The sequence below is a fragment of the Vibrio sp. genome, assembly GCF_050299255.1.
Taxonomy (GTDB): Bacteria; Pseudomonadota; Gammaproteobacteria; order Enterobacterales; family Vibrionaceae; genus Vibrio.
On sequence record NZ_JBNKVP010000001.1, the window covers coordinates 133,270 to 156,419 of the forward strand.

At 54.0% G+C, this 23,150-nt stretch carries 16 protein-coding genes; 8 read left to right on the forward strand and 8 right to left on the reverse strand.

The genetic code is table 11. The features are described 5' to 3' along the window. The 8 genes from ACQY6F_RS00545 to ACQY6F_RS00580 all read left to right on the forward strand — a co-directional run bounded on the left by ACQY6F_RS00545 (position 1) and on the right by ACQY6F_RS00580 (position 11,569). On the forward strand, positions 1-1,026 hold the full coding sequence (locus tag ACQY6F_RS00545) for an ABC transporter permease (RefSeq protein WP_428771381.1): 1,026 nt from the start codon (positions 1-3) through the stop codon (positions 1,024-1,026). Between the two features lie 2 nt (positions 1,027-1,028). After that, positions 1,029-2,012 carry an ABC transporter ATP-binding protein gene (locus ACQY6F_RS00550; RefSeq protein WP_428771383.1) on the forward strand — a complete coding sequence of 328 codons (984 nt, stop codon included), beginning with the start codon at positions 1,029-1,031 and terminating at the stop codon, positions 2,010-2,012. 31 nt (positions 2,013-2,043) lie between these two features. Then, positions 2,044-3,039: an ABC transporter ATP-binding protein gene (locus tag ACQY6F_RS00555; protein WP_428771385.1), complete on the forward strand. Its 996-nt coding sequence runs from the start codon at positions 2,044-2,046 to the stop codon at positions 3,037-3,039. Positions 3,040-3,100: 61 nt separating this feature from the next. Then, positions 3,101-4,822: a glycoside hydrolase family 9 protein gene (locus tag ACQY6F_RS00560; RefSeq protein ID WP_428771387.1), complete on the forward strand. Its 1,722-nt coding sequence runs from the start codon at positions 3,101-3,103 to the stop codon at positions 4,820-4,822. Continuing rightward, positions 4,819-5,694: a BadF/BadG/BcrA/BcrD ATPase family protein gene (locus ACQY6F_RS00565; protein WP_428771389.1), complete on the forward strand. Its 876-nt coding sequence runs from the start codon at positions 4,819-4,821 to the stop codon at positions 5,692-5,694. Before ACQY6F_RS00560 ends, ACQY6F_RS00565 begins: the two co-directional genes overlap by 4 nt. Positions 5,695-5,704: 10 nt before the next feature. Further along, positions 5,705-7,633, forward strand: a complete 1,929-nt coding sequence (locus ACQY6F_RS00570) for a beta-N-acetylhexosaminidase (RefSeq protein WP_428771391.1) — start codon at positions 5,705-5,707, stop codon at positions 7,631-7,633. Between the two features lie 74 nt (positions 7,634-7,707). Next, a complete protein-coding gene (locus tag ACQY6F_RS00575) occupies positions 7,708-10,113 on the forward strand; it encodes a GH36-type glycosyl hydrolase domain-containing protein (RefSeq protein ID WP_428771393.1) in 2,406 nt (801 codons plus the stop codon). A 43-nt stretch (positions 10,114-10,156) separates the two neighbouring features. Then, on the forward strand, positions 10,157-11,569 hold the full coding sequence (locus ACQY6F_RS00580) for a phosphoglucomutase/phosphomannomutase family protein (protein WP_428771395.1): 1,413 nt from the start codon (positions 10,157-10,159) through the stop codon (positions 11,567-11,569). A 78-nt stretch (positions 11,570-11,647) separates the two neighbouring features. Here the strand turns inward: ACQY6F_RS00580 and ACQY6F_RS00585 are convergent, their stop codons facing one another. From ACQY6F_RS00585 to ACQY6F_RS00620, 8 genes are all read right to left on the reverse strand, one after another. After that, positions 11,648-12,685 carry an ABC transporter ATP-binding protein gene (locus ACQY6F_RS00585; RefSeq protein ID WP_428771397.1) on the reverse strand — a complete coding sequence of 346 codons (1,038 nt, stop codon included), beginning with the start codon at positions 12,683-12,685 and terminating at the stop codon, positions 11,648-11,650. Next, positions 12,685-14,310, reverse strand: a complete 1,626-nt coding sequence (locus ACQY6F_RS00590) for an ABC transporter permease (protein ID WP_428771399.1) — start codon at positions 14,308-14,310, stop codon at positions 12,685-12,687. The genes ACQY6F_RS00585 and ACQY6F_RS00590 overlap by 1 nt, the downstream gene beginning before the upstream one ends. 124 nt (positions 14,311-14,434) lie before the next feature. Next, positions 14,435-15,448: a Fe(3+) ABC transporter substrate-binding protein gene (locus ACQY6F_RS00595; RefSeq protein ID WP_428771401.1), complete on the reverse strand. Its 1,014-nt coding sequence runs from the start codon at positions 15,446-15,448 to the stop codon at positions 14,435-14,437. Between the two features lie 217 nt (positions 15,449-15,665). Continuing rightward, a complete protein-coding gene (locus ACQY6F_RS00600; RefSeq protein WP_428771403.1) occupies positions 15,666-16,895 on the reverse strand; it encodes an ammonium transporter in 1,230 nt (409 codons plus the stop codon). A gap of 26 nt (positions 16,896-16,921) precedes the next feature. Beyond that, the gene (locus ACQY6F_RS00605; RefSeq protein ID WP_428771405.1) at positions 16,922-17,260 is read right to left on the reverse strand and encodes a P-II family nitrogen regulator; all 339 of its coding nucleotides are present in this window, start codon (positions 17,258-17,260) and stop codon (positions 16,922-16,924) included. A gap of 209 nt (positions 17,261-17,469) precedes the next feature. After that, positions 17,470-17,838, reverse strand: a complete 369-nt coding sequence (locus ACQY6F_RS00610) for a YacL family protein (protein WP_428771407.1) — start codon at positions 17,836-17,838, stop codon at positions 17,470-17,472. A gap of 142 nt (positions 17,839-17,980) precedes the next feature. Beyond that, a complete protein-coding gene (gene acnB, locus ACQY6F_RS00615; protein WP_428771409.1) occupies positions 17,981-20,578 on the reverse strand; it encodes a bifunctional aconitate hydratase 2/2-methylisocitrate dehydratase in 2,598 nt (865 codons plus the stop codon). A 244-nt stretch (positions 20,579-20,822) separates the two neighbouring features. Next, the gene (locus ACQY6F_RS00620; protein WP_428771518.1) at positions 20,823-23,114 is read right to left on the reverse strand and encodes a patatin-like phospholipase family protein; all 2,292 of its coding nucleotides are present in this window, start codon (positions 23,112-23,114) and stop codon (positions 20,823-20,825) included. Positions 23,115-23,150 lie beyond the last annotated feature (36 nt).

Consider the following 23,150-nt stretch of genomic DNA (forward strand, 5'->3'; position numbering starts at 1 on the left):
ATGAAAGATTTCTTTAAACTGATCTGGCGTAATCCTATGGCGCTGACCGGGGTCATTATCCTGCTGATTTTTACTCTGATCGCCCTGTTTGCGCCGCTGCTGAGTAAACACGCTCCGGACAAACGCACCGGTAATCCACATGAGTATCCGTCGTTCGTGGTCACTCAGGCGCAAGCGAATCCAGATGGTTGGGTCGCCGAAAACCTGGCCGATGACCGTCGTACCCTGTTGATGTCGAAAAAAGCCGACCACGTACTGGGCACAACCCGCATGGGACGGGATGTCTGGTCGCAAATCGCCCACGGCGCCCGTGTTTCGCTGGCAGTTGGCTTTGGTGCCGGCATTACCGTCTGCCTGCTGGCCACAGTGATCGGCGTATCAGCCGGTTACTTTGGCGGCCGGGTCGACGACATCCTCACTGCAGCGATGAACATCATGCTGGTGATTCCGCAATATCCGCTGCTGTTTGTGGTGGCCGCCTTTATCGGTGAGGCCGGTCCGCTGACCATTACCCTGGTGATCGGCATGATGTCCTGGGCCTGGGGCGCGCGGGTGATTCGCTCGCAAACCCTGGCGCTAAGAGAAAAAGAGTTCGTCAAAGCGGCCGAAGTGCTGGGCGAATCTTCCTGGCGGATCATTTTTGTCGAAATCCTGCCAAACCTGATTTCTATCGTGGGTGCCAGCTTCATCGGCTCGGTGATGTACGCCATCATGATGGAAGCTACCTTGTCCTTCCTTGGTCTGGGCGACCCGAACACCGTCAGTTGGGGCATCATGCTCTACAACGTGCAGACCTCCTCGTCGATGCTGGTTGGCGCTTGGTGGGAACTGCTGGCTCCATGTATTGCCCTGACCATCCTGGTGACCGGTCTGGCTCTGCTCAACTTTGCCGTCGACGAAATAGCCAACCCGCAACTGCGTTCTCATAAGGGAATGAAACGTTGGAAAAAACTCGCCAAGCAAGATCAAGAAGCGCGTCTTCCTGATGCCGCACCACAACCAGCCTTATCAAGCGGAGACAAGTAATTATGACTGCCCCACTGATTTCAATCCGCAACCTTTGCGTTGACTACATTACCGACGCCGGTGACGTGCGCGCCTGTAACAATGTCAGCTTCGACATTGCCCCGGGAGAAGTGTTCGGCTTGGCCGGTGAGTCCGGCTGTGGCAAATCCACCGTCGCCTTTTCACTGATGCGCCTGCATAAGCCGCCGGCGTTTATTACCGGTGGTGAGGTGCTGTTCAATGGCGAAGATATCCTTAAATACAGCGATGACCGCATGCAGTCGTTTCGCTGGAGTGAGATGTCGATGGTGTTCCAGAGTGCGATGAACGCCCTCAACCCGGTATTGACCATGGAAGAACAGTTCTGCGACGTCATCATGCGCCACACCAACATGAGCCGTGAGCAGGCCCGTCGTCGCGCGGAAGGACTACTGGAGATCGTCGATATTCACCCAAGCCGGCTGCACGACTATCCGCACCAGTTTTCGGGCGGTATGCGTCAGCGACTGGTGATCGCTATCGCTCTGGCGCTGAATCCGAAAATGATCATCATGGATGAACCGACCACCGCACTGGATGTGGTGGTGCAACGGGAGATCCTGCAGAAAATCTATGCCCTGAAAGAAGAGTTTGGTTTCTCAATTCTGTTTATTACCCATGACTTGTCGCTGATGGTCGAATTCTCCGATCGCATTGGCATCATGTATTCGGGTGAACTGATTGAAGTCGCGCCGTCGAAACAAATTTTGCAGCACCCGTACCACCCGTACACCCGGGGATTGGGCAGCTCCTTCCCACCGTTGACCGGGCCGAAAACCAAGCTGACCGGTATTCCGGGTAACCCGCTCAACCTGTTGGAAATTCCACAGGGGTGCCGCTTCCAGGCCCGCTGTGACCGGGTACATGAAACCTGTACCCGCGTCGGAACCCAGCTACGCCAGATTGAGCCTGGCCGCTTTTCCAATTGTCACCTGTATGGCGAGCCAATAGCCCACGCCAAGTTATAAGCCACGCGAGCAGCAAATTCTGGAGAACATGATGAGCAAAAATTACGGCGAATTACTGGTGGAAGGCAAAAACCTGGTCAAAGACTTCCCGATCAACAGTAACGCACTGAAACAACCTATGATGCGTGCAATCAACGACGTGTCATTCAAGATGTATAAAAGCCGCGGATTGTCCGTGGTGGGCGAGTCCGGCTCGGGTAAATCCACCACCGCAAAAATGATCGCCAAAATGTATTCGCCAACCGAAGGGGTGATCGAATACAAAGGCCGCGACATTGAAACTATCAGCTCCAAATCGGACCTGATGTACTACCGCGAAGGCGTGCAGATGGTGTGGCAGGATCCGTTTGGTTCCCTCAATCCGACCCACAATATCTTCCACCATATTGCCCGGCCGCTGTTGATCCATAAAAAGGTCACACCGGGTAACAAAAAAGAGCTCCAGGAGCGGGTATACGACCTGCTGGAGCAGGTTGGCCTGATCCCGCCCAAAGAAACCGCGGCCAAGTTTCCGCACCAGTTGTCCGGCGGACAGCGTCAGCGGGTTAACCTGGCCCGTAACATCGCCGTCGGTGCTGAAGTGGTGCTGGCGGATGAACCGACCTCGATGCTCGACGTCTCGATCCGGGCCGGGGTGCTTAACCTGATGGAAGAGATGAAATTTGAACAGCAGATGTCACTGCTGTACATCACTCACGATATCGCCACCGCCCGTTATATCGCCGAGGATCTGGCCGTGATGTATGTCGGCCACATGGTGGAATGGGGTGACACCGAGCAGATCATTCACGACCCGCAGCATCCGTATACCCAGTTGCTGGTGTCTGCGGTACCGGATCCGAGCAAATCGATTCACACCCCGCTGAAAGGCAATAAAGGCGACATCCCGCTCTGGACGCCGGAATCGGTTGGCTGTCCGTTTGCCGGCCGCTGTACCCAGGCCAGCGAGCGGTGCCGGGAAGAGCTGCCGCCGGTGACCCAGTTATCTGACAACCACTTCGTGCGCTGTTACCTGCACGAAGCGTGATCCACCCGGTCCGGCGAGCGCCGGACCTGACATTGAGCCGATATTTTCTGCGGAGACCTGAATGCAGATTTTGATTAACCACATAGGCTATGAGTTGGCCGGCCCTAAACAGGCGGTACTGGTGACTCAACGAGCCTACCTGCCCCACACCCACGCCGAACTGGTGTCAGCCACTGACCACCAGCCGGTTGCCAGGCTGGCGATAGAAGCGCACGGCCGGGTCGACCAGTGGCATCAGGGGGAGTTCTATCGGATCGATTTTTCTTCACTGAGTCAGCCAGGGCAATACTATTTGCAATTTGGCGACACCCGCTCGGCCTGTTTTACCGTCGCCGAGCGACTGTTGCTGCAGAAAACCCTGTCGGATCTGTTGCACTACTTTAAATCCCAGCGCTGCAGTGGTGAGTTCGATCGCCAGGATCGCTGCGTGCCGCTGTTTGAACAATCGCAACGGGTCGACGTGCATGGTGGCTGGTATGACGCCTCCGGTGACGTCAGCAAGTACCTCAGTCACCTCTCCTATGCCAACTTTCTTAATCCGCAGCAAATCCCTATGGTGGTGTGGAATATGCTGTATGGCCTGGAACAAAGCGCTCACTTGCTGGCACCGTTCACCCAACAACGCTTGCAGGAAGAAGCCCTGTATGGCGTAGAGTTTTTGCTGCGGATGCAGCATCCCAGCGGTTACTTCTACACGACGGTTTTTGATGGCTGGTCAAAACAGCTGGATCAGCGTCAGATATGCAGCTACGCCACCCAGCAGGGGAAACGCTCGGCTGATTTCCAGGCCGGGTTCCGCCAGGGCGGAGGGATCGCCATTGCAGCGCTGGCCAAAGCCGCCGGTTGCCAGCAGCTCAACCACGACACTGCAGAGCGCTATTTTCAGGCAGCCGTATTGGGTTATCACCATCTGCTGGAGCACAATCACCGCTATCTGGACGATGGCCAGCCAAACATCATCGACGAGTACTGCGCCCTGCTGGCGGCAGTGGCGCTTTATCAGACCAGCCAGGATCTGCACTGGCTGATTCAAAGCCGCGACTGGGCCGAGCGGCTGATCGCCCGCCAGCGCAGCGACGACAACTTCGCCCATTACTGGTCCGCCAACGACAGTGGCAGCCGCCCCTATTATCACGCCGCCGAAGCTGGCCTGCCAGGTTTAGCACTGTGCCAGTACCTGGCGATTGAAACTGAACCGGCCAAGCGCCAACGGGCCATCACCGCGTTGAGGCAGAGCTGCCAGTTTGAACTGCAGGTAACCAGCCGGGATGTCAATCCGTTCGGTTACCCGCGCCAATACGTTAAGCCCGTTGACGGCCCCAAGCAGGACAGCTTTTTTATTCCTCATCACAACGAATCCGGCTACTGGTGGCAGGGTGAAAATGCCCGGTTGGCCTCGCTGGCCTGCATGGCCTACAGCGCCCAGCCCTACCTGACCGATCAGCAGCAGACCGACATGGCTGGCTACGCCCAGAATTGCCTCAACTGGATAGTCGGGCTGAACCCGTTTGATATCTGCATGCTGGATGGTCACGGCCGCAACAACCCGGATTATCTGCCCGAGCTGGGCTTTTTTAACGCCAAAGGCGGCATTTGCAACGGCATCACCGCCGGATTTGATAACCAGCGCGACATCGCCTTCAACCCAGAGCCGCACAGTGACGACATGCTGCAAAACTGGCGCTGGGGTGAGCAGTGGATCCCGCACGGCGGCTGGTACCTGTTGGCTATTTTGCTGCAGGGCCAACACGCTTCCCATAATCCTTCGGAGGAAAGACGATGAGTTTATATCTGGTCGGGGTCGACGGCGGCGGTACCTCCTGTCGCGCCCGGATTCGTCACCGCGATGGTCAATGGCTTGGAGAAGCCAAACGGGGCCGCGCCAATATTCTGCTCGGCGTCGAACAAGCCATGGCCACAGTGATCGAGACCGTGCGCCAGGCGGCCCGTAATGCTGGTCTGGCAGACCCGGCTCTGGCGCAGATGGATGTCGGATTGGCCTTGGCAGGAGCAGAACAGCGCTCCGCCTGGCAGCAGATGATGGCGCAACAACACCCGTTTCATTCCGTGACCCTTAATACCGACGCCTACGGCGCCTGCCTGGGCGCACACAGGGGTGATGATGGCGCGATCATGATCGCCGGTACCGGTTCATGCGGATTGCTGATTTCACAAGGCCAGCAACAGATGGTTGGCGGGCGGGAATTCCCGATTTCCGACCAGGGCAGCGGCGCCATGATGGGATTGCGGCTGATTCAGCAAGTCATTCTGGCCTACGACGACATTGCAGCCACTACCCCTCTGACCAGCCACGTTATGCACCATTTCGACCAGCAAATCGACCACATTGTCAGTTGGTCAAAACAGGCACTCCCACGGGACTACGGCCAGTTTTCACCGGCAATATTTCAGTTTGCCAGTGAAGGGGACCCGCTGGCGATCGCCCTGCTCAAGCAGACGGCTGCCGACATCGAAATGTTTTTGCAGGCACTGTATCAGCGCGGAGCCCGGCGTATCAGCCTGATGGGTGGCATTGCCGAGCGAATTCAGCCCTGGTTATCTGACTCGATTCTGCCCTGGATAGTCCCGGCCCAGGCCGATGCTATGGAAGGGGCATTGCTGTTTGCCGGTAAGCCCGAGCACAATCTTTATTGAGGACCAACCGATGCTATACCGATTAGACCTGGCTGTGGTGGCAGAAAACAAAGCCGAGTGCCGCTTCAGCTTAACGCTGCACAACTTAACCGATCAGCGATTAACTGACTGGAGTTTACAGTTTATCTGCGACCGCTTTATCCAGCCCGACAGCGTCAGCGACGGTGAACTCCACCAGGTCGGCAGTCTGTGTACCTTGCGACCTGAGATGACCAGCCTGGCCGCCAATCAACACTATTATTGTGAATTCAGCATCAAGACTGCGCCACTGCGATTTTACTCCGATGGCTTTAAACAGGCCCAGATTTGCGATCTCAACGGCCAGCCGCGTTTTGACGTCAGTCTGAGTGCCATCGCGCTGGCTTCACCCTACCGTCAGCGCAGCCAGCTACCAAGCATCGCAGCCAGTGACTGCGCACTGATCCCCAAACCGAATCAGATCCAGTTCGGTAATGGCGAGTTCCACTTTCATCGTCGCAGCCAGATCACTTTAGGCTGCGCGCAGGGTGAATCGGCGGCGCTGTGGTTAAAACAAGAGCTGAACGCCTTGTATGGCATGGAATTCAGCGCCATCGGCCAGAGCGACATTCGTTTTCGCAGCCACCCGGTATTGGACCCCGGCGGCTATCAGTTAGAGGTGTCTGCTGAAGGTGTTCTGATCAGCGCCAGTTCTCACAGTGGCTTTGTTCACGCCAGTGCCAGCCTGATCCAGTTGATCCGTTCCCAATCGGCTGGCCAGGGATATTCAGTGCCTTACCTGACCATCAAGGATCAGCCGCGCTTTGGTTACCGAGGCATGATGCTTGACAGCGTGCGCCATTTTCAACCGGTGGAGCAGATCAAACGCCTGATCAATCAACTGGCCCACTACAAATTTAATACTTTCCACTGGCATCTGACCGATGATGAAGGCTGGCGAATCGAAATTAAAGCCTACCCAGAACTGACAGAACAGGGGGCCTGGCGCGGACCGGGAGAGCTCTTACAGCCGCAGTTCAGCCACCTCAATCAGCGCTATGGCGGCTACTACAGCCAGCAAGAAATCCGTGAAGTGATTGAATTTGCCGAGCAGCGGGCGATTCGCGTGATCCCGGAAATCGATATCCCCGGCCACTGCCGCGCCGCGATTAAAGCTCTGCCGGAGCTATTGGCCGACCCGGGCGACCAATCTCATTATCGCAGCGTGCAGAATTATACCGACAACGTACTCTCCCCCGCACTGCCTGGTACCTATCAGTTTATTGATCGGGTACTGGAAGAGGTCGCCGAACTGTTCCCTTCGCCATGGATTCATATCGGTGCCGATGAAGTGCCGGAAGGCGTCTGGATAGACAGCCCGTCCTGTCGTCAGTTGATGGATCAGCAAGGGCTGCAAAACGCCAAAGAGTTGCAGGGTCATCTGCTGCGTCACGCCGAGCAGAAGCTGGCGGCGCTGGGCAAGCGCATGGTTGGCTGGGAAGAGGCCCAGCACGGCAATAAGGTCAGCCGCGATACGGTGATTTACTCCTGGCTCAGTGAGCAGGCGGCATTGCAATGTGCCAAACAGGGGTTCGATGTCATCTTACAGCCGGGACAGTTTACCTACCTGGATATGGCACAGAACTATGCCCCGGAAGAGCCGGGCGTGGACTGGGCGGGCGTGATCCCGCTGCAGCAGGCCTATGGCTATGAGCCGCTGGCTGACCTGGCCGACAACGATCCGTCCCGGCGCCGGATCTTGGGTATTCAGTGCGCGCTGTGGTGCGAGATCGTCACCGATCAGCCGCGGATGGACTACATGATCTATCCACGGCTGACGGCGCTGGCCGAGGCGTGCTGGACGGAAAAACCGCAGCGCGACTGGCAGGACTATTTAGCGCGGCTGAAAAGCCATCTCCCTTTACTGGATAAACAGGGCATCGACTATTGTCCACCATGGAAAACCGACGGTCGGCCGTGACTGCCGGACAACAGAATTTGAATACGCATTAGATACGCTGCAGCTAACCGCAGCATTTCGATAAGGAAACCACCATGAAATACGGCTATTTCGATAACGACAATCGTGAATACGTCATTACCCGGCCGGACGTGCCAGCGCCCTGGACCAACTATCTGGGCACCGAAAAATTCTGTACCGTGATCTCGCAGAATGCCGGCGGCTATTCGTTCTACAACTCACCAGAATACAATCGGGTGACCAAGTTCCGCCCTAACGCCAGCTTTGACCGCCCGGGCCACTACGTCTATCTGCGTGACGATGACAACGGTGACTACTGGTCCATTTCCTGGCAACCGGTAGCGAAAAGCCTGGACGAAGCAAGCTATGAGGTTCGCCACGGCCTCTCTTATTCGATCTTCAAGTGTGAATACCAGGGCATCAGCGCACGCAAAACCCTGTTTGTGCCAAAAGGGGAAGATGCCGAGCTGTGGGATGTGGTGATCCGCAATGATTCTGACCGTGTGCGCACCATCAGCGCCTTTTCCTTCGTTGAGTTTTCCTTCAGCCACATCCAGTCGGACAACCAGAACCACCAGATGTCACTCTATTCCGCCGGCACCCGCTATCAGGATGGCGTGATCGAGTACGACCTGTATTACAACACCGACGAGCATGAAGGATTCTATTATCTGGCCTCAAGCTTTGACCCGGACTCTTACGACGGTCAGCGCGACAGTTTCCTCGGCCACTACCGCGACGAGTCCAACCCGATCGCACTGGAAAGCGGCCGCTGTGCCAACAGCGCCCAAACCTGTTACAACCACTGCGGCTCGCTGCACAAACAGTTTGTCCTCCAGCCGGGTGAAGAAGTGCGCTTTGTTTACATTCTTGGCCTCGGCAAAGGTAACGGCGCTAAATTGCGCGCCAAATACCAGAACCTAGCCGAAGTCGACGCCGCGTTTGCCGCTATCAAGGCCCACTGGGAAGAACGCTGCGGCAAGTTTCAGGTCAATTCGCCCAACCCGGGCCTGGATACCATGATCAATACCTGGACCCTGTACCAGGCCGAAACCTGTGTGGTCTGGTCGCGCTTTGCCTCGTTTATCGAAGTCGGCGGCCGCACCGGGCTCGGCTATCGTGATACCGCCCAGGATGCCATCTCCGTTCCACACGCCAACCCGGCCATGACCCGCAAGCGCATCATCGACCTGCTGCGCGGTCAGGTAAAAGCCGGCTATGGCCTGCACCTGTTTGATCCGGACTGGTTTGATCCCGATAAAGAAGATGTGGCGCCGTCCAAGTCGCCGACTGTGGTCCCGACCCCGTCTGATGAAGACAAAATCCATGGCATCAAAGATACCTGTTCCGACGACCACCTCTGGCTGGTGCCGACCATCTGCAAATATGTGATGGAAACCGGCGAGGTCTCACTGTTTGACGAGTTGGTGCCCTACGCCGATGGCGGCGACGCGACCGTCTACCAGCATATGCAGGCCGCGCTGGACTTTTCTGCCCAGCACATCGGTCAGACCGGCATCTGTAAAGGCCTGCGGGCTGACTGGAACGACTGCCTTAACTTAGGCGGCGGTGAATCGGCCATGGTCTCCTTCCTGCATTTCTGGGCGCTGCAGGAGTTTATCGACCTGGCCAAATACCTTGGTCGTGACCAGGACGTGGCGAAATACACCGAAATGGCCGCCAATGTGCGTGAAGCCTGTGAAGCCCATCTGTGGGACGACGAGGGCGGCTGGTACATTCGCGGACTGACCAAAAACGGCGACAAAATCGGTACCGCGCAACAGACTGAAGGTAAGATTCACCTGGAATCCAACACCCTGGCGGTATTATCCGGGTTGGCTAGCCAGGAGCGCGGCACGCAGGCAATGGACGCGGTGGATGAGCACCTTTATTCCGACTACGGCCTGCATCTGAATGCGCCATCATTCACTACCCCCAACGATGACATCGGCTTTGTCACCCGGGTCTACCAGGGCGTAAAAGAGAACGGCGCCATCTTCTCCCACCCTAACCCCTGGGCCTGGGTTGCCGAAGCCAAGCTGGGCCGGGGAGACCGGGCAATGAAGTTCTACGATGCCCTTAACCCGTATAACCAGAATGACATCATTGAAACCCGTATCGCCGAGCCCTACTCCTATGTCCAGTTCATTATGGGCCGCGACCATCAGGACCATGGCCGTGCCAATCACCCCTGGCTGACCGGCACCTCTGGCTGGGCCTATTTTGCGGTGACCAACTTTATTCTCGGCGTGCGCAGCGGATATTCAGGGCTGACTATCGACCCGTGTATTCCCCGCGACTGGCCGGGATTCAGCGTCAGCCGCCAGTGGCGCGGTGCGACTTACCAAATCAGCGTGGAAAACCCGAATGGCGTCAGCAAAGGCGTGCAGTCTGTCACCCTGAATGGTCAGCCGGTTAACGGCGAGATCACTGCCCAACCGGCAGGCTCGACCAATCAGGTCGTGGTGGTGCTTGGCTAAGTCAAACGGGCATCAATGGGGTGCCCGATAAAAGGATTGCAACATGATTAAATTTGGAACCGGTGGCTGGCGCGCGTTTATCGGCGAAGAGTTCACCAAGGATAACGTCCGCCTGGTTGCCCAGGCGCTGGCGAATATTATCAATCAGGAGCAGGCTGCCGAGCGCGGTTTTGTCATCGGCTATGACCGCCGCTTCCTGTCCGACAAAGCCGGGCGATGGTTTGCTGAAGTGGTGGCAGCTAACGGCATCAAAGTCAGTTTTATCGACAAGTTTGTCCCGACCCCGGTGGTAATGTTCAAGGCCAAACAGATGGGCTGCGCCTATTCAGCCTGCATTACCGCATCGCACAACCCGGCCGACTACAATGGCATAAAAGTGTTTATTGCAGGTGGTCGTGACGCCGACGAAGTGATCACCGCCAAAATCGAACAGCAGATCGCCAGCTTAACTGCAGACGATGTACGTTCGGTGGAATTTGAACAGGCGGTAAATGAGCGACAAATCGAGCCGATCAATCCGATGAACGAATTTGTCGACTCGATTATCGACTTTATCGACATTGACGCCATCAAACGGGCTAACTTGCGGGTACTGGTCGATCCCATGTTCGGCGTGGCCAAAAATGCGCTGCAAACGGTGCTGATCAATGGTCGCTGTGACGTCGACGTGATCAATGACGGCAAAAACCCCGACTTCGGCGGTCTGATGCCCTCCCCCAGTGCGGCGACACTGTATCGGCTTAAGCACTTAGTCGCGGCGGAGCATTACGATATCGGTATCGGCACTGACGGTGATGCGGATCGACTGGGCATCATCGACGAGAAAGGCAACTTTATTCACCCCAATGAAGTGCTGATCCTGCTTTATTACTACTTGCTGGAATACAAGGGCTGGCAAGGCTCGGTGGTAAGAAACATCGCCACCACCCATTTGCTGGACAAGATTGCCGCAGACCACGGTGAGAAAAGTTTTGAAGTCCCGGTCGGCTTTAAACATATCAGCTCGCAGATGGAAGCCGACGACTCGCTGATCGGTGGCGAGAGTTCCGGCGGTCTGACCATTCGCGGTCACATTAAGGGTAAGGATGGCGTATTTGCCTCCAGCCTGCTGGTGGAGATGATTTCGGTTACCGGCAAAAAACTGTCAGAGATGCTGGATGAAATCTATGCCAAATACGGCTATGCCTACACCGCCGAGGGCGACTTCAGCTTTAAGGCCAGCCAGAAACAGGCGCTGTATGACAAGATTTACCGTGACCGTCAGCTGCCCGACTTCGATCTGCCGATAGAGAAAGTCAGTTACGAGGATGGGGCAAAAGTTTATTTCCAGAACGGCGGCTGGGTCATCGCCCGCTTCTCCGGTACCGAGCCTTTACTGCGTATCTTCTGCGAAATGGAAGACCAAACCCGCGCCGAACATGTTCTGCAACAGGTGAAAGACTTTCTGGCGCTGTAGCGGTGAAACACTGAATGCTTGCTGTGCCACTGCCTAGTGGACTTTTTGCCCGGTATATCTGCCGGGCTTTTTTTATCTTCAGTCGGCAAACGCCAACACGCCCTGAGACTCGACTTCTACCGTCACTTGCTGGCCGATCGCCAGCGGTTCGCTGGCGGTGGCGATAAGCAGTTCTCCTGCCAGCTCAATCACGTAGCGACAATGATCGCCCATAAACTGCTGTTCGATCACTCTGACTGGGCTCTGCTCACTGGCGCGTAAGATCAACTGCTGCGGTCGAACTAGCAGCGAACACTGCTGCTGCACGCTGATCTCCTGCTGTGCTTTGGCTTCGACCGTGCCCAGCGCGGTCGCGTAGTCGTATTCCGACAGCCGCTTCGCGGCCAGATAGCTGCCGCCACCGAGGAAATCGGCAACAAATTTACTGGTGGGCTGATAGTACAACTCACCGGCTGAACCGTACTGCTCGATGATACCGTGGTTCATCACCGCCATCTTGTCGGCAAAGGCAAACGCCTCTTCGCGACTGTGGGTAACAAAGATCGCCGTCACGCCCTGGGCTTTGAACAGCTTGCGAATTTCAGCGATCAGTTCATGGCGGACCTGAGTATCAATATTGGAAAAGGGCTCATCCAATAACAGTAAGTCAGGCTTGTAGGCCAGAGAACGGGCAATTGCCACCCGTTGCTGCTGTCCGCCGGACAACTGATGCGGGTAACGCTCGGCAAAAGATTCCAAGTGCACCAGATGCAGCATCTCGCGTACTTTATTTTGACGCTCGCTGGCGGGCCAGTCGCGCAAGCCAAAACCGACGTTCTCGGCCACCGTCAGGTGAGGAAATAGCGCATAGTCCTGAAAGATCATGCCGATATTACGCTGCTCAGGCGGCAACCACAGCTGACCGTCATCAATCACGTTACCATTGAGACGCATTGATCCCGAACTGAGCGGCAGCAGGCCGGCGATGGCTTTTAATAAGGTGGTCTTACCGCAGCCACTGGCGCCAAGCAGACAGACGATCTCGCCTTGCTCAACATCCAGCGATAACGACTGCAGTACCGTGGTCTCATCGTCGTATTTGCAAGTCAGGTTTTCAATCGACAGTGCACTGCTCATCAGTGTGTTTGCTCCAGAGATCGGTTAACCACCACCAAAGGGACCAGGCCGACCAGAACCAACAGAACCGCAGGCAGGGCGGCCAGTTCAAGTTGCTCATCCGAGGCGAAGTTGTAAACATAGGTGGCAAGGGTTTCAAAGTTAAACGGCCGTAGCAACAGCGACGCGTTCAACTCTTTCATTGATTCGATAAATACCAGTAACGCCGCAATTAGCGCACCGCGGCGCACCAACGGCAAATGTATCCGTCTTAGCATCTGATTGCGGTTACAGCCCATAGTGCGCGAGGCCATATCCAGCGATGGGGAGATCTTGCTCAGGCTGCTTTCGACGCTACCAATCGCCACAGCGGCGAAGCGGACCACCAAGGCGGCGATAATGCCGAACATGGAACCGGAGAAGAGTAATCCCGGCCGGCCCCAGTCCATCGCTTTGGCGAGATCATTGGCCCAGTGATCCAGTGACAACACACAGACCATCACCCCAATCGCCAGTACCGTTCCCGGGACCGCATAACCCATTGACGATAAGCGCATCATAGTCAGGCTTTGCCGGCCTGGATTGATCCGGTTATGGAAGTTGACCACCAGCGCCACCAGCACACCGATAAACGCCGCTGAGATTGACACTTTCAGGCTGTTGAGCGCATAGGCCTGAAATTCCGCTGTCCAGCTTCTGGCAAAATAATCTATGGCATAACTGCACAGCTGCAGTAAAGGCAGCAGAAATGCTACCGCGACTAACCCCCAGCACCAGCCGACCGCCAGCCACTTTTTCCAGCCGCTCAGTTGGTAGCCAAAATCTTCCCGGCTGCTGAACTGGGCCTGAAACAGTTTCTGCTTACGGCGGCTGTAGCGTTCACTGGAGAGTAGCAGCACGATGATCACCAGCATAATCGCTGAGATCTTGGCTGCCGCCGTCAGGCTCGACATCCCCAGCCAGGTATCGTAGACCGCAGTGGTCAGGGTGCTGACGGCAAAATAATGCATGGTGCCGAAATCACCGATCGTCTCCATGGCGACCAGCGACAGGCCCACCGCCATGGACGGCCTGACCAGAGGTAATGAAATGCGCCGGAAGCTTTCCCATGGTGAACATTTGAGGATCCGGGCCGATTGCAACAGGGAGACGTTCTGTTCCATAAAAGCCGCGCGACACAACAGGTAAACATAAGGGTACAGCACCAGCGCCAGGACAATTATCGCGCCGGTCAGGGTGCGGATATCCGGAAACCAGTAATCTCCCGGGCCCCAACCGGTGAGCTGGCGCAACAACAACTGGATAGGACCGGCGAAATCAAACCAGTCGGTATAGATGTAACCGACGATATACCCTGGCATCGCCAGTGGTAGCACCAGTGCCCACTGCAGTACCCGCTCTCCGGGCAGCTTACACATGGCCATTAGCCAGGCACTGGGTACCCCAAACAGCAGCGACAGCAGCATCACCCCCAGCGCCATCACTATGGTGTTGTAGGTATAGGTAGGCATGACGGTCGACATCAGGTGGGAAAATATGTCGTCGGTCTCGCCAATCGCGGTATAGAAGATCGCCAGAATAGGCAAAACCAGCAGCAGAGTCAGACTCCCGCTACTGGTTTTCCATAATAAATTTTTTTCGTTCATCGCCCGGTTACAACAAGGCTGTATGAAACATCGATACTATCGCGATGACTCAGGTAATGTCGGCTCAGAATCGGTTCCATATTCCGTTTTAAAAATAGGGGTATAGTTATACCCCTACTCTCGATTAAAGGTCAAATTTGACTTCATCTAACAGACGAATCGCGGCGGCGTGATTAGCAGCAATCTGGTCCAGTTTGATGGTATCAGCTTTGAAGTCGCCCCATGAAGCAACCAGTTCAGAACGTTTCACACCTTCTTTCACAGGATATTCAAAGTTCACTTCTGCGTACATTTGTTGCGCTTTGTCTTCAGTCAGAAATTCCATCAGCTTAACGGCATTGTCACGGTTAGGCGCGTATTTAGCCATCGCCATACCTGAAATGTTCACGTGAGTGCCTTCCGCATTCTGGTTCGGGAAGTTGATATATACTGCATCTGCCCAGGCTTTCTGGTTCTTATCGTTAACCATTTTGCCCAAATAGTAGCTGTTACCCAAAGACACATCGCACAAGCCTTCTTTGATCGCTTTCACCTGCGCGCGGTCGTTACCTTGTGGCTTACGTGCCAAGTTTGCTTTTACCCCTTCCAGCCACTGCTTGGTCTCAGCTTCACCGTGATGAGCGATCATAGAGGCAACCAGCGATACGTTATATGGGTGCTTACCGGCACGGGTACAGATTTTGCCTTTGAAATCAGGCTTAGCCAGATCCGCATAGGTAAAGTCAGCGCCCAGTTTACCGACACGATCACGAGAAGAGTATACCGAGCGAGTACGGGTGGTCAGTGCAAACCACTCATTCTCTTCATCCTGGTATTGGGCAGGTACGTTAGCTTCAATCACCGCACTGTCTACCGGCTGGACCAGACCTTTGTCGGTCAGTTCCGCCAGTCGACTAATATCAACAGTAAGAATAACGTCTGCAGGGCTGTATTCACCTTCCTGTACCAGCTTTTCAGCAATACCTTCTTTGGCAAATTTTACGTTTACTTTAATACCAGTTTGTTTAGTGAACTCGTTAAACATAGGTTCAACCAGGAAAGGTTGACGGTAAGAGTAAACATTAACTTCATCAGCAGCCATTGCGGTAGGAGCTATTGCAGCACAAGCCAGAGCTGAAACGGTAAGCAGCTTCTTCATCGATTTAATCCTTAAATGTTAAATGATAACGTTTATCAGTTGCGTTATTATATTCATCCTTAATTCAAAAACAATGATCTAAAGCAAAAAAATCTTTGCGACCGCCAGGCTGCTGACGTTTGTGTGCGCCAGCCTACTTTATCGGCGACCAATAAATGCTCCGCAAATAAAAAGGCCTGCTCAAATGAGCAGGCCCAATCTCTGATTTACAGTTTGATTATTTAGCGGTAACAAACTCTGGGTAAGCACCAACACCACAATCATGCATATCCATACCTTCCAGCTCTTCTTCTTCGCTGACCCGGATACCCATAGTCGCTTTCAGTACGCCCCAGACTACCAGGCTGGCAATAAATACCCAGGCAAAGATAACAGCCGCACCCAGTAACTGCGCACCGAATGACGCATCACCGTTGCTCAGAGGCACAACCATCAGGCCGAAGAAACCACACACGCCGTGAACTGAGATAGCACCGACTGGATCATCGATTTTCAGTTTATCCAGGCCAATGATGCTGAAGACAACCAGCGCACCCGCAACCGCACCGATAGACACTGAGTACAGTGGTGAAGGTGACAGAGGATCTGCCGTGATGGCAACCAGACCCGCCAGCGCACCGTTCAGAATCATAGTCAGGTCCGCTTTACCCCAAGTGGTTTTACACACCAACAGAGCGGCGATAGAACCAGCCGCCGCAGCAGCGTTGGTGTTAAGGAAGATTTGACCAACCGCAGTGGCGTTTTCAAAGTCAGATACCATCAGCTGTGAGCCGCCGTTAAAGCCGAACCAACCGAACCACAGGATAAAGGTACCCAAAGTTGCCAATGGCATGTTTGAACCTGGAATAGGATGGATTTCACCGTTTTTGCCGTATTTGCCTTTACGGGCACCCAGTAGCAGTACGCCAGCCAATGCCGCCGCTGCACCAGCCATGTGCACAATACCTGAACCGGCAAAGTCGCTGAAGCCTGCTTCTGACAGGAAGCCGCCGCCCCAAGTCCAGTAGCCTTCCATCGGGTAGATGAACGCCGTCAGGATCATTGAGAAGATCAGGAACGACCATAGTTTCATTCGCTCAGCAACGGCACCGGATACTACCGACATTGCTGTTGCAACAAACACTACCTGGAAGAAGAAATCTGATTCCAGTGAGTGGTCTGCACCTTCACCCTGTGACCCAATCAGCGAACCGATTGAAGGTAACCAGCCGCCTTCACCATTATCGACATACATGATGTTGTAACCCACGATCAGGTACATGGTGCAGGCAATCGCGTACAGGCAGAAGTTTTTAGTCAGTATTTCGGTGGTGTTCTTAGAACGTACCAGGCCGGCTTCCAGCATGGCAAACCCGGCTGCCATCCACATAACCAACGCACCCGAAATGAGAAAGAAAAAGGTGTCTAGTGCGTAACGTAACTCTGTTACTGTTGTTGCTAATTCCATGATAAATCTCCAGTCCTTTAAATCTGTTACAGTGCTTCAGCGTCCATTTCGCCGGTACGGATACGCACCGCCTGGCTGAGGTCGTAAACAAAAATTTTGCCGTCACCGATTTTGCCGGTTTGAGCTGCTTTGGTGATGGCATCAATCACCCGGTCAACGTTCTCTGCCTGAGTGGCGATTTCCAGTTTTACTTTGGGCAGAAAATCCACCTGGTACTCAGCGCCGCGGTACAGCTCGGTATGACCTTTCTGACGACCAAAGCCTTTCACCTCGGAGACAGTCATCCCCTCAATGCCTACGTCAGCCAGTGCTTCACGCACGTCGTCTAATTTAAATGGTTTGATAATGGCGTTAATCAGTTTCATCGTTTCCTCTCTGAAGCTTTCGTCCTTTTCTCCTTGTAATCCAAACAACGTGCCAATTATTTAACTTGTTGATTTTAATAGATTTAACTGATAATTAGTTCCACTAGCACAAAAAAAGCGCACCATTTCGGTGCGCTACACTCACAATTTTAAAGCAACAGGGTTTTATTTCCCCATTGCAGTGCACTGTGGCACAAAAACTTCACCAGCTAGCGATTAACAAACTCCCGCCACTGGCTGATCAGAGCCTGGAAATCTTCCAGGCCACAGCTGGCGATACTTTCACTATCATACAGTTGCCAGTCCTCTTCCAATGACTCTTCACTGTCCAGCGCCATGGCATTGGCCTGCACCAAAACTTCATCCGCATTAATTTGCATCGAGTACTCTGTACCCAGCAGTTGCTGCGAGCTTGCCAGCACCGATTTAGCCGCCGCGATCATCGCCTCAAGCCTATCCAGTTTGGCTGTATCCAACGCGATCTCCTCTTCCAGCCATCGCGCTACCACTTCATGGCCCATACTGCATTTAACCCGGAACTCCCCGGTCAGACTGATGCGAATAAACTCAAACTCCATCGCTTCCTCGTTGCCTCAGCTATAAATCGGCTGCCAGTATAAAGTGCCGCCCGCAAAATGCCAGTGTCTCTCCCAGCCAGGCACTAAGCGAAAAAAAGCCACCCGAAGGTGGCTTGGTTGCAATTTTTTCAATGCCGCGTAATTACGCTGGCTCTTGGAAAATCACGGTATCCGCTTTCTTGGTGTACTGATCCATACGATGGAAGTTCAGGTAACGGTATGTATCCGCCGCCGTTGCATCAATCTGATCCATGTACGCCAGGTATTCTTCTTTGGTTGGAATCTTACCCAGAATAGCGCCCACAGCCGCCAGCTCAGCGGAAGACAGGTAGACATTGGCACCTGTACCCAGACGGTTCGGGAAGTTACGGGTAGAGGTAGACATCACGGTAGCCTTGTCAGCCACACGCGCCTGGTTACCCATACACAGTGAACATCCCGGAGTTTCAATGCGCACACCGGCACGGCCATAGATGCCGTAGTAACCTTCCTCAGTCAGTTGGTCACGGTCCATCTTAGTCGGTGGAGCCACCCACAGACGGGTATCCAGTTGACCGTTGAACTTCTCTAGCAGCTTACCAGCGGCACGGAAGTGACCAATGTTGGTCATACAAGAACCGATAAAGACTTCGTCGATTGCAGTACCCTGTACGTCAGACAGCAGACGTGCATCGTCTGGATCGTTTGGTGCACACAGAATTGGCTCATTGATTTCAGCCAGATCGATTTCGATCACGTGCGCGTATTCCGCATCCTTGTCGGCTTCCATCAGTTCAGGTTTCGCCAACCACTCCTGCATCGCAGCAATACGACGCTCGATGGTACGACGGTCACCGTAACCTTCAGAGATCATCCATTTCAGCATCACGATGTTGGAGTTGAGGTACTCTTCGATCGACTCTTGCGACAGTTTCACGGTACAACCGGCAGCTGAACGTTCAGCCGATGCGTCAGACAGCTCAAATGCCTGCTCAACCGTCAGATGCTCTACCCCTTCGATCTCCAGAATACGACCAGAGAACTCATTGATCTTACCCGCTTTCTCTACCGTCAGCAGACCTTGTTTGATCGCGTAGTAAGGAATCGCATGGACCAGATCACGCAGGGTGATACCTGGCTGCATGTCGCCTTTGAAACGCACCAGGATCGACTCTGGCATATCCAGAGGCATCACGCCGGTTGCCGCGGCAAACGCGACCAGACCGGAGCCCGCAGGGAATGAGATACCCAGAGGGAAACGAGTATGAGAGTCACCACCGGTACCGACAGTATCAGGTAGCAGCATACGGTTTAACCACGAGTGAATAACACCATCGCCAGGGCGCAGCGACACACCGCCGCGATTCATGATGAAATCAGGCAGGGTATGGTGTGTGTTCACGTCAACCGGTTTTGGATAAGCAGAAGTATGACAGAAAGACTGCATGACCAAATCTGCAGAGAAGCCTAGACAGGCCAGGTCTTTCAGTTCATCACGGGTCATAGGACCGGTAGTATCCTGCGAACCGACAGTGGTCATCTTAGGCTCACAATAAGTTCCTGGACGAATACCCTCTACGCCACACGCTTTACCGACCATTTTCTGGGCCAGTGAGTAGCCTTTGCCAGAGTCGGCGACTGCGCCAGGTTTACGGAAGATCTCGCTAGGCTCCAGACCCAGAGACTGACGAGCTTTGTCTGTCAGACCACGGCCGATGATCAGCGGGATACGACCGCCAGCACGGACTTCATCGAGCAGTACGTCGGTTTTCAGTTTGAACTCAGCCAGTACTTCACCGGTTTCATGGTTACAAACTTTGCCTTCGTGCGGGTACACGTCGATGACGTCGCCCATATTCAGTTTGTTGACATCGACTTCAATCGGCAGCGCGCCGGCATCTTCCATGGTGTTGAAGAAGATAGGGGCGATCTTACCGCCAAGTACAAAACCACCCGCGCGTTTGTTTGGTACGAATGGGATGTCATCACCCATAAACCAAAGCACTGAGTTGGTTGCAGATTTACGAGATGAACCGGTACCAACCACATCACCGACATACACCAGTTGGTGGCCTTTTTCTTTCAGCTCTTCGATCTGTTTGATCGGACCGATTTGACCGGCTTGGTCAGGATTAATACCATCACGTTCGTTTTTCAGCATCGCCAGCGCATGCACTGGGATATCAGGACGAGACCAGGCATCAGGTGCCGGTGACAGGTCATCGGTGTTGGTTTCGCCAGTCACTTTAAACACGGTCAGAGTGACTTTTTCCGCCAACTGAGGTTTAGACAGGAACCACTCAGCATCAGCCCAGGATTGCAGTACTTTCTGTGCAGAAGCATTGCCTGCCTTGGCTTTTTCTTCTACGTCATAGAAAGCATCAAACATCAGCAAGGTATGCGACAGCGCTTTTTCAGCAATTGGTGCCAAATCTTGGTCGTCTAGTAGGTCAACCAGCGGCTCAATGTTGTAACCGCCCTGCATAGTACCCAGTAACTCGGCCGCTTTTTCACGGCTCACCAGCGGTGAAGTCACCTCACCTTTAGCCACTGCAGTCAGAAAACCCGCTTTGACATACGCGGCTTCATCTACACCCGGTGGAATACGATTTTCCAGCAGATCCAGAATAAATTCTTCTTCACCTTGTGGGGGATTTTTCAGAACTTCGACAAGTCCGGCAACCTGCTCTGCATCAAGCGGTTTTGGGACAACTCCTTCAGCGGCACGCTCTGCGACGTGTTTACGATAGGCTTCAAGCACGACTTTTTCCTCTCATTGCGGTTCCTCCAGTTTTTTATAGAAATAGGAGTGAACATCCATGGAAACTTGGCTCTCCATTGCCATTAGTTTCATCAATTTTTGACTGAGAAACAGCGCCAGAGAGGCCAAACTGTGGGACGCAGAATAGCAAATTTAACTTAAAATTAAAATCTGTTCATTTTGACCAACATAGCAACTTAAGACTAAAGTTTTATAATTTTTAGTCAGTTGAAATGCATAACTGCTACTTGTAGGTCGTACCGACGATTAAGTAAAACGAGTCTAAATGATGTTCTGTCCGGCCGTAACCAAACATGATCGGCCCAATAGGCGAATCAACCCCGGCAAACACAGACCCTGCATAGTACAGCGGTGCCCGCGACAAGCTGAGGTCATTTTTTGACCACACTCCACCATATTCTACCGACGCCCCGAGATAGACTGGTGAGGTAAATAAGCCAAAATCATTATCAAACCAGCGGTAGCGATATACCAGACTGGAAAAGAATTTGTTGCTGCCGATCAGACTGTTGCGTGGGATCCCGGACAAATGAAGAAAGCCACCCAACTCACGCGGGTCAATCGGCACGCTGGAATTTTTGCTCTCGACAATACCGAGATCAACGTTTGCGACCAAAGTATGTCTTTGGTAGCTACGTGCGCCAATCAGCTTGGCGCTGATTTCATGGGCGGTATCGCTCTCTTCCTGGTCCCCCTCATCCTCATGAATCACCCGGTTATCCTCTGACACCAGATATTGCAGGTTAAGGTAGTTACCTTTGGTCGGCAGGCTGAAGCTGTCCAAGGTATCGATGCGATAGCGGCCAAATACAGCTTTGCGGTCATACTCGATGTCGCCCAGCGAAGGTAAGGTACTAAAACGTCCATCTCCACGGGTAAAACGCAGTCCAAATCTCAGCTCACTCCAGAGGTTTCTCTGTAATCCAACGGCCCATTCACCGCGCCATTCACGGTAATTCACTGGAAAATAATCGGACGAGGTAACTGAGCCTGGATCCGCCGGCACAATACGTTTCTCATCGCTGTAATGACCGCTCAGGGTGGTAAACAGAGTCTGACTGGAAAAAAACGGTGAATAGAGTTCCGCTTCCATCCGTTTATCGGTACCCATCTCCAGATTGATCTGCAGTTCGGCGCCCTGGGAGTTCAGATCGGTAAAGTTACTCGACAAGCCCAGCGAGTACTGACTTTCGCTATTGAAATCGTCTTCGAGGAAAAAACGGAAGTTGACATAATTCGGTCCCCAGGATTTTTCGTCGACATCGACCAGCAGCAGGTTTTTCCCCTCAGACTGGGAAAAGCGATAGGTGATCAGTTCAAAACGATCCAGTGCATACAAATCACGCACCCGCTTTTCCAGCTCCTGGGTGCTGTATTGCTGACCGGCTTTCAGGTCGAGCCGGTTGAGTAGCAAATCGTCGCTGTAATGGCTGTTGTTGTTGATCACAATCTGATCGATCAGCAACTGCTCACCACTGATAAGCTGGCGTCGGGCCTGCTGCTTCTGTTCAACGTAACGCTGATACTCTGCGGCAGAGAGGCTGAATGATTCCAGTTGCTCGCGTTGTCTCATCGCCTGCTGGTAGCCGACTTGGTAGGCGTGGGCCATGCGATCAAACTCTGTGGTCTGCATATCGCCGACATCCGGTTGCAGCAGGATATCACCGTCACCGAGCAGCTCAGTCTGACGCTGGGTGGTACTGCGGACCAGAAAATTAGACAGTTGGTCGGCGACGGTAAACAGGGTGGTAAAGTCGTCGGCCTGGTTGTAATCGCTGCTGATATCAACCGCGATCACCCGTTCGGCGCCCATCTCCCGGGCGACATCGACTGGCATATTGTTGGTCACGCCGCCGTCCACCAGCAGCTGACCGTTCAAATCGTAAGGTGGCAGCGCGCCGGGTACCGACATACTGGCCATCATGGCATCAACCAGATAGCCATTTTCCAGCACCACAGGCTCTAATTCGATGATGTCTGTCGCGACGGCCCGAAACGGGATCACCAATTGGTCAAAAGTAGCCAGGCGAGGCAGGTTGCCTGAGGTTTCGCGCAGGATCTTCAGCATTCCCTGCCCCTGAACCACACCACTTTTGGTCCGCACTTCGCCCCATTTCAGCCCGAGGTCAGTGGTCAGCTGGTAGCGATCTTCATACTCTTTGTCGCGGGTGCGCCGTTCGCTGCGGTCTACCCGATCCCGATAGCCTGTATTCCAGTCTACCGAATAGATAAAGCTCTCTATTTCGTCGGCACTCAAGCCACTGGCGTACAGGCCGCCTACCCAGGCGCCCATACTGGTCCCGGTCAGGTAATCCACCGGAACCCGCAACTCTTCCAGCGCCTTGAGCACGCCGATATGAGCGGCCCCTTTAGCGCCGCCGCCGGCTAAAACCACCGCCACGCGCGGCCGCTTTTCCTGGCTGATTAAGGTGGAACTATCGAGCGTTTCCGCCCGCAAGGCAGTGGTAAAGAGCGTTGTAGTTAACAGTACCAACCATAAGATGGAGCCTTTCATCGTCACCTGCCTGCGTCCTTGTATTGCGGTTACCTG

Bases quoted from the DNA above. Each gene is read 5' to 3' on its own strand.
- ACQY6F_RS00545 (WP_428771381.1), top strand. From the start codon at position 1: ATGAAAGATTTCTTTAAACTGATCTGGCGTAATCCTATGGCGCTGACC.
- ACQY6F_RS00550 (WP_428771383.1), top strand. From the start codon at position 1,029: ATGACTGCCCCACTGATTTCAATCCGCAACCTTTGCGTTGACTACATT.
- ACQY6F_RS00555 (WP_428771385.1), top strand. From the start codon at position 2,044: ATGAGCAAAAATTACGGCGAATTACTGGTGGAAGGCAAAAACCTGGTC.
- ACQY6F_RS00560 (WP_428771387.1), top strand. From the start codon at position 3,101: ATGCAGATTTTGATTAACCACATAGGCTATGAGTTGGCCGGCCCTAAA.
- ACQY6F_RS00565 (WP_428771389.1), top strand. From the start codon at position 4,819: ATGAGTTTATATCTGGTCGGGGTCGACGGCGGCGGTACCTCCTGTCGC.
- ACQY6F_RS00570 (WP_428771391.1), top strand. From the start codon at position 5,705: ATGCTATACCGATTAGACCTGGCTGTGGTGGCAGAAAACAAAGCCGAG.
- ACQY6F_RS00575 (WP_428771393.1), top strand. From the start codon at position 7,708: ATGAAATACGGCTATTTCGATAACGACAATCGTGAATACGTCATTACC.
- ACQY6F_RS00580 (WP_428771395.1), top strand. From the start codon at position 10,157: ATGATTAAATTTGGAACCGGTGGCTGGCGCGCGTTTATCGGCGAAGAG.
- ACQY6F_RS00585 (WP_428771397.1), bottom strand. From the start codon at position 12,685: ATGAGCAGTGCACTGTCGATTGAAAACCTGACTTGCAAATACGACGAT.
- ACQY6F_RS00590 (WP_428771399.1), bottom strand. From the start codon at position 14,310: ATGAACGAAAAAAATTTATTATGGAAAACCAGTAGCGGGAGTCTGACT.
- ACQY6F_RS00595 (WP_428771401.1), bottom strand. From the start codon at position 15,448: ATGAAGAAGCTGCTTACCGTTTCAGCTCTGGCTTGTGCTGCAATAGCT.
- ACQY6F_RS00600 (WP_428771403.1), bottom strand. From the start codon at position 16,895: ATGGAATTAGCAACAACAGTAACAGAGTTACGTTACGCACTAGACACC.
- ACQY6F_RS00605 (WP_428771405.1), bottom strand. From the start codon at position 17,260: ATGAAACTGATTAACGCCATTATCAAACCATTTAAATTAGACGACGTG.
- ACQY6F_RS00610 (WP_428771407.1), bottom strand. From the start codon at position 17,838: ATGGAGTTTGAGTTTATTCGCATCAGTCTGACCGGGGAGTTCCGGGTT.
- ACQY6F_RS00620 (WP_428771518.1), bottom strand. From the start codon at position 23,114: ATGAAAGGCTCCATCTTATGGTTGGTACTGTTAACTACAACGCTCTTT.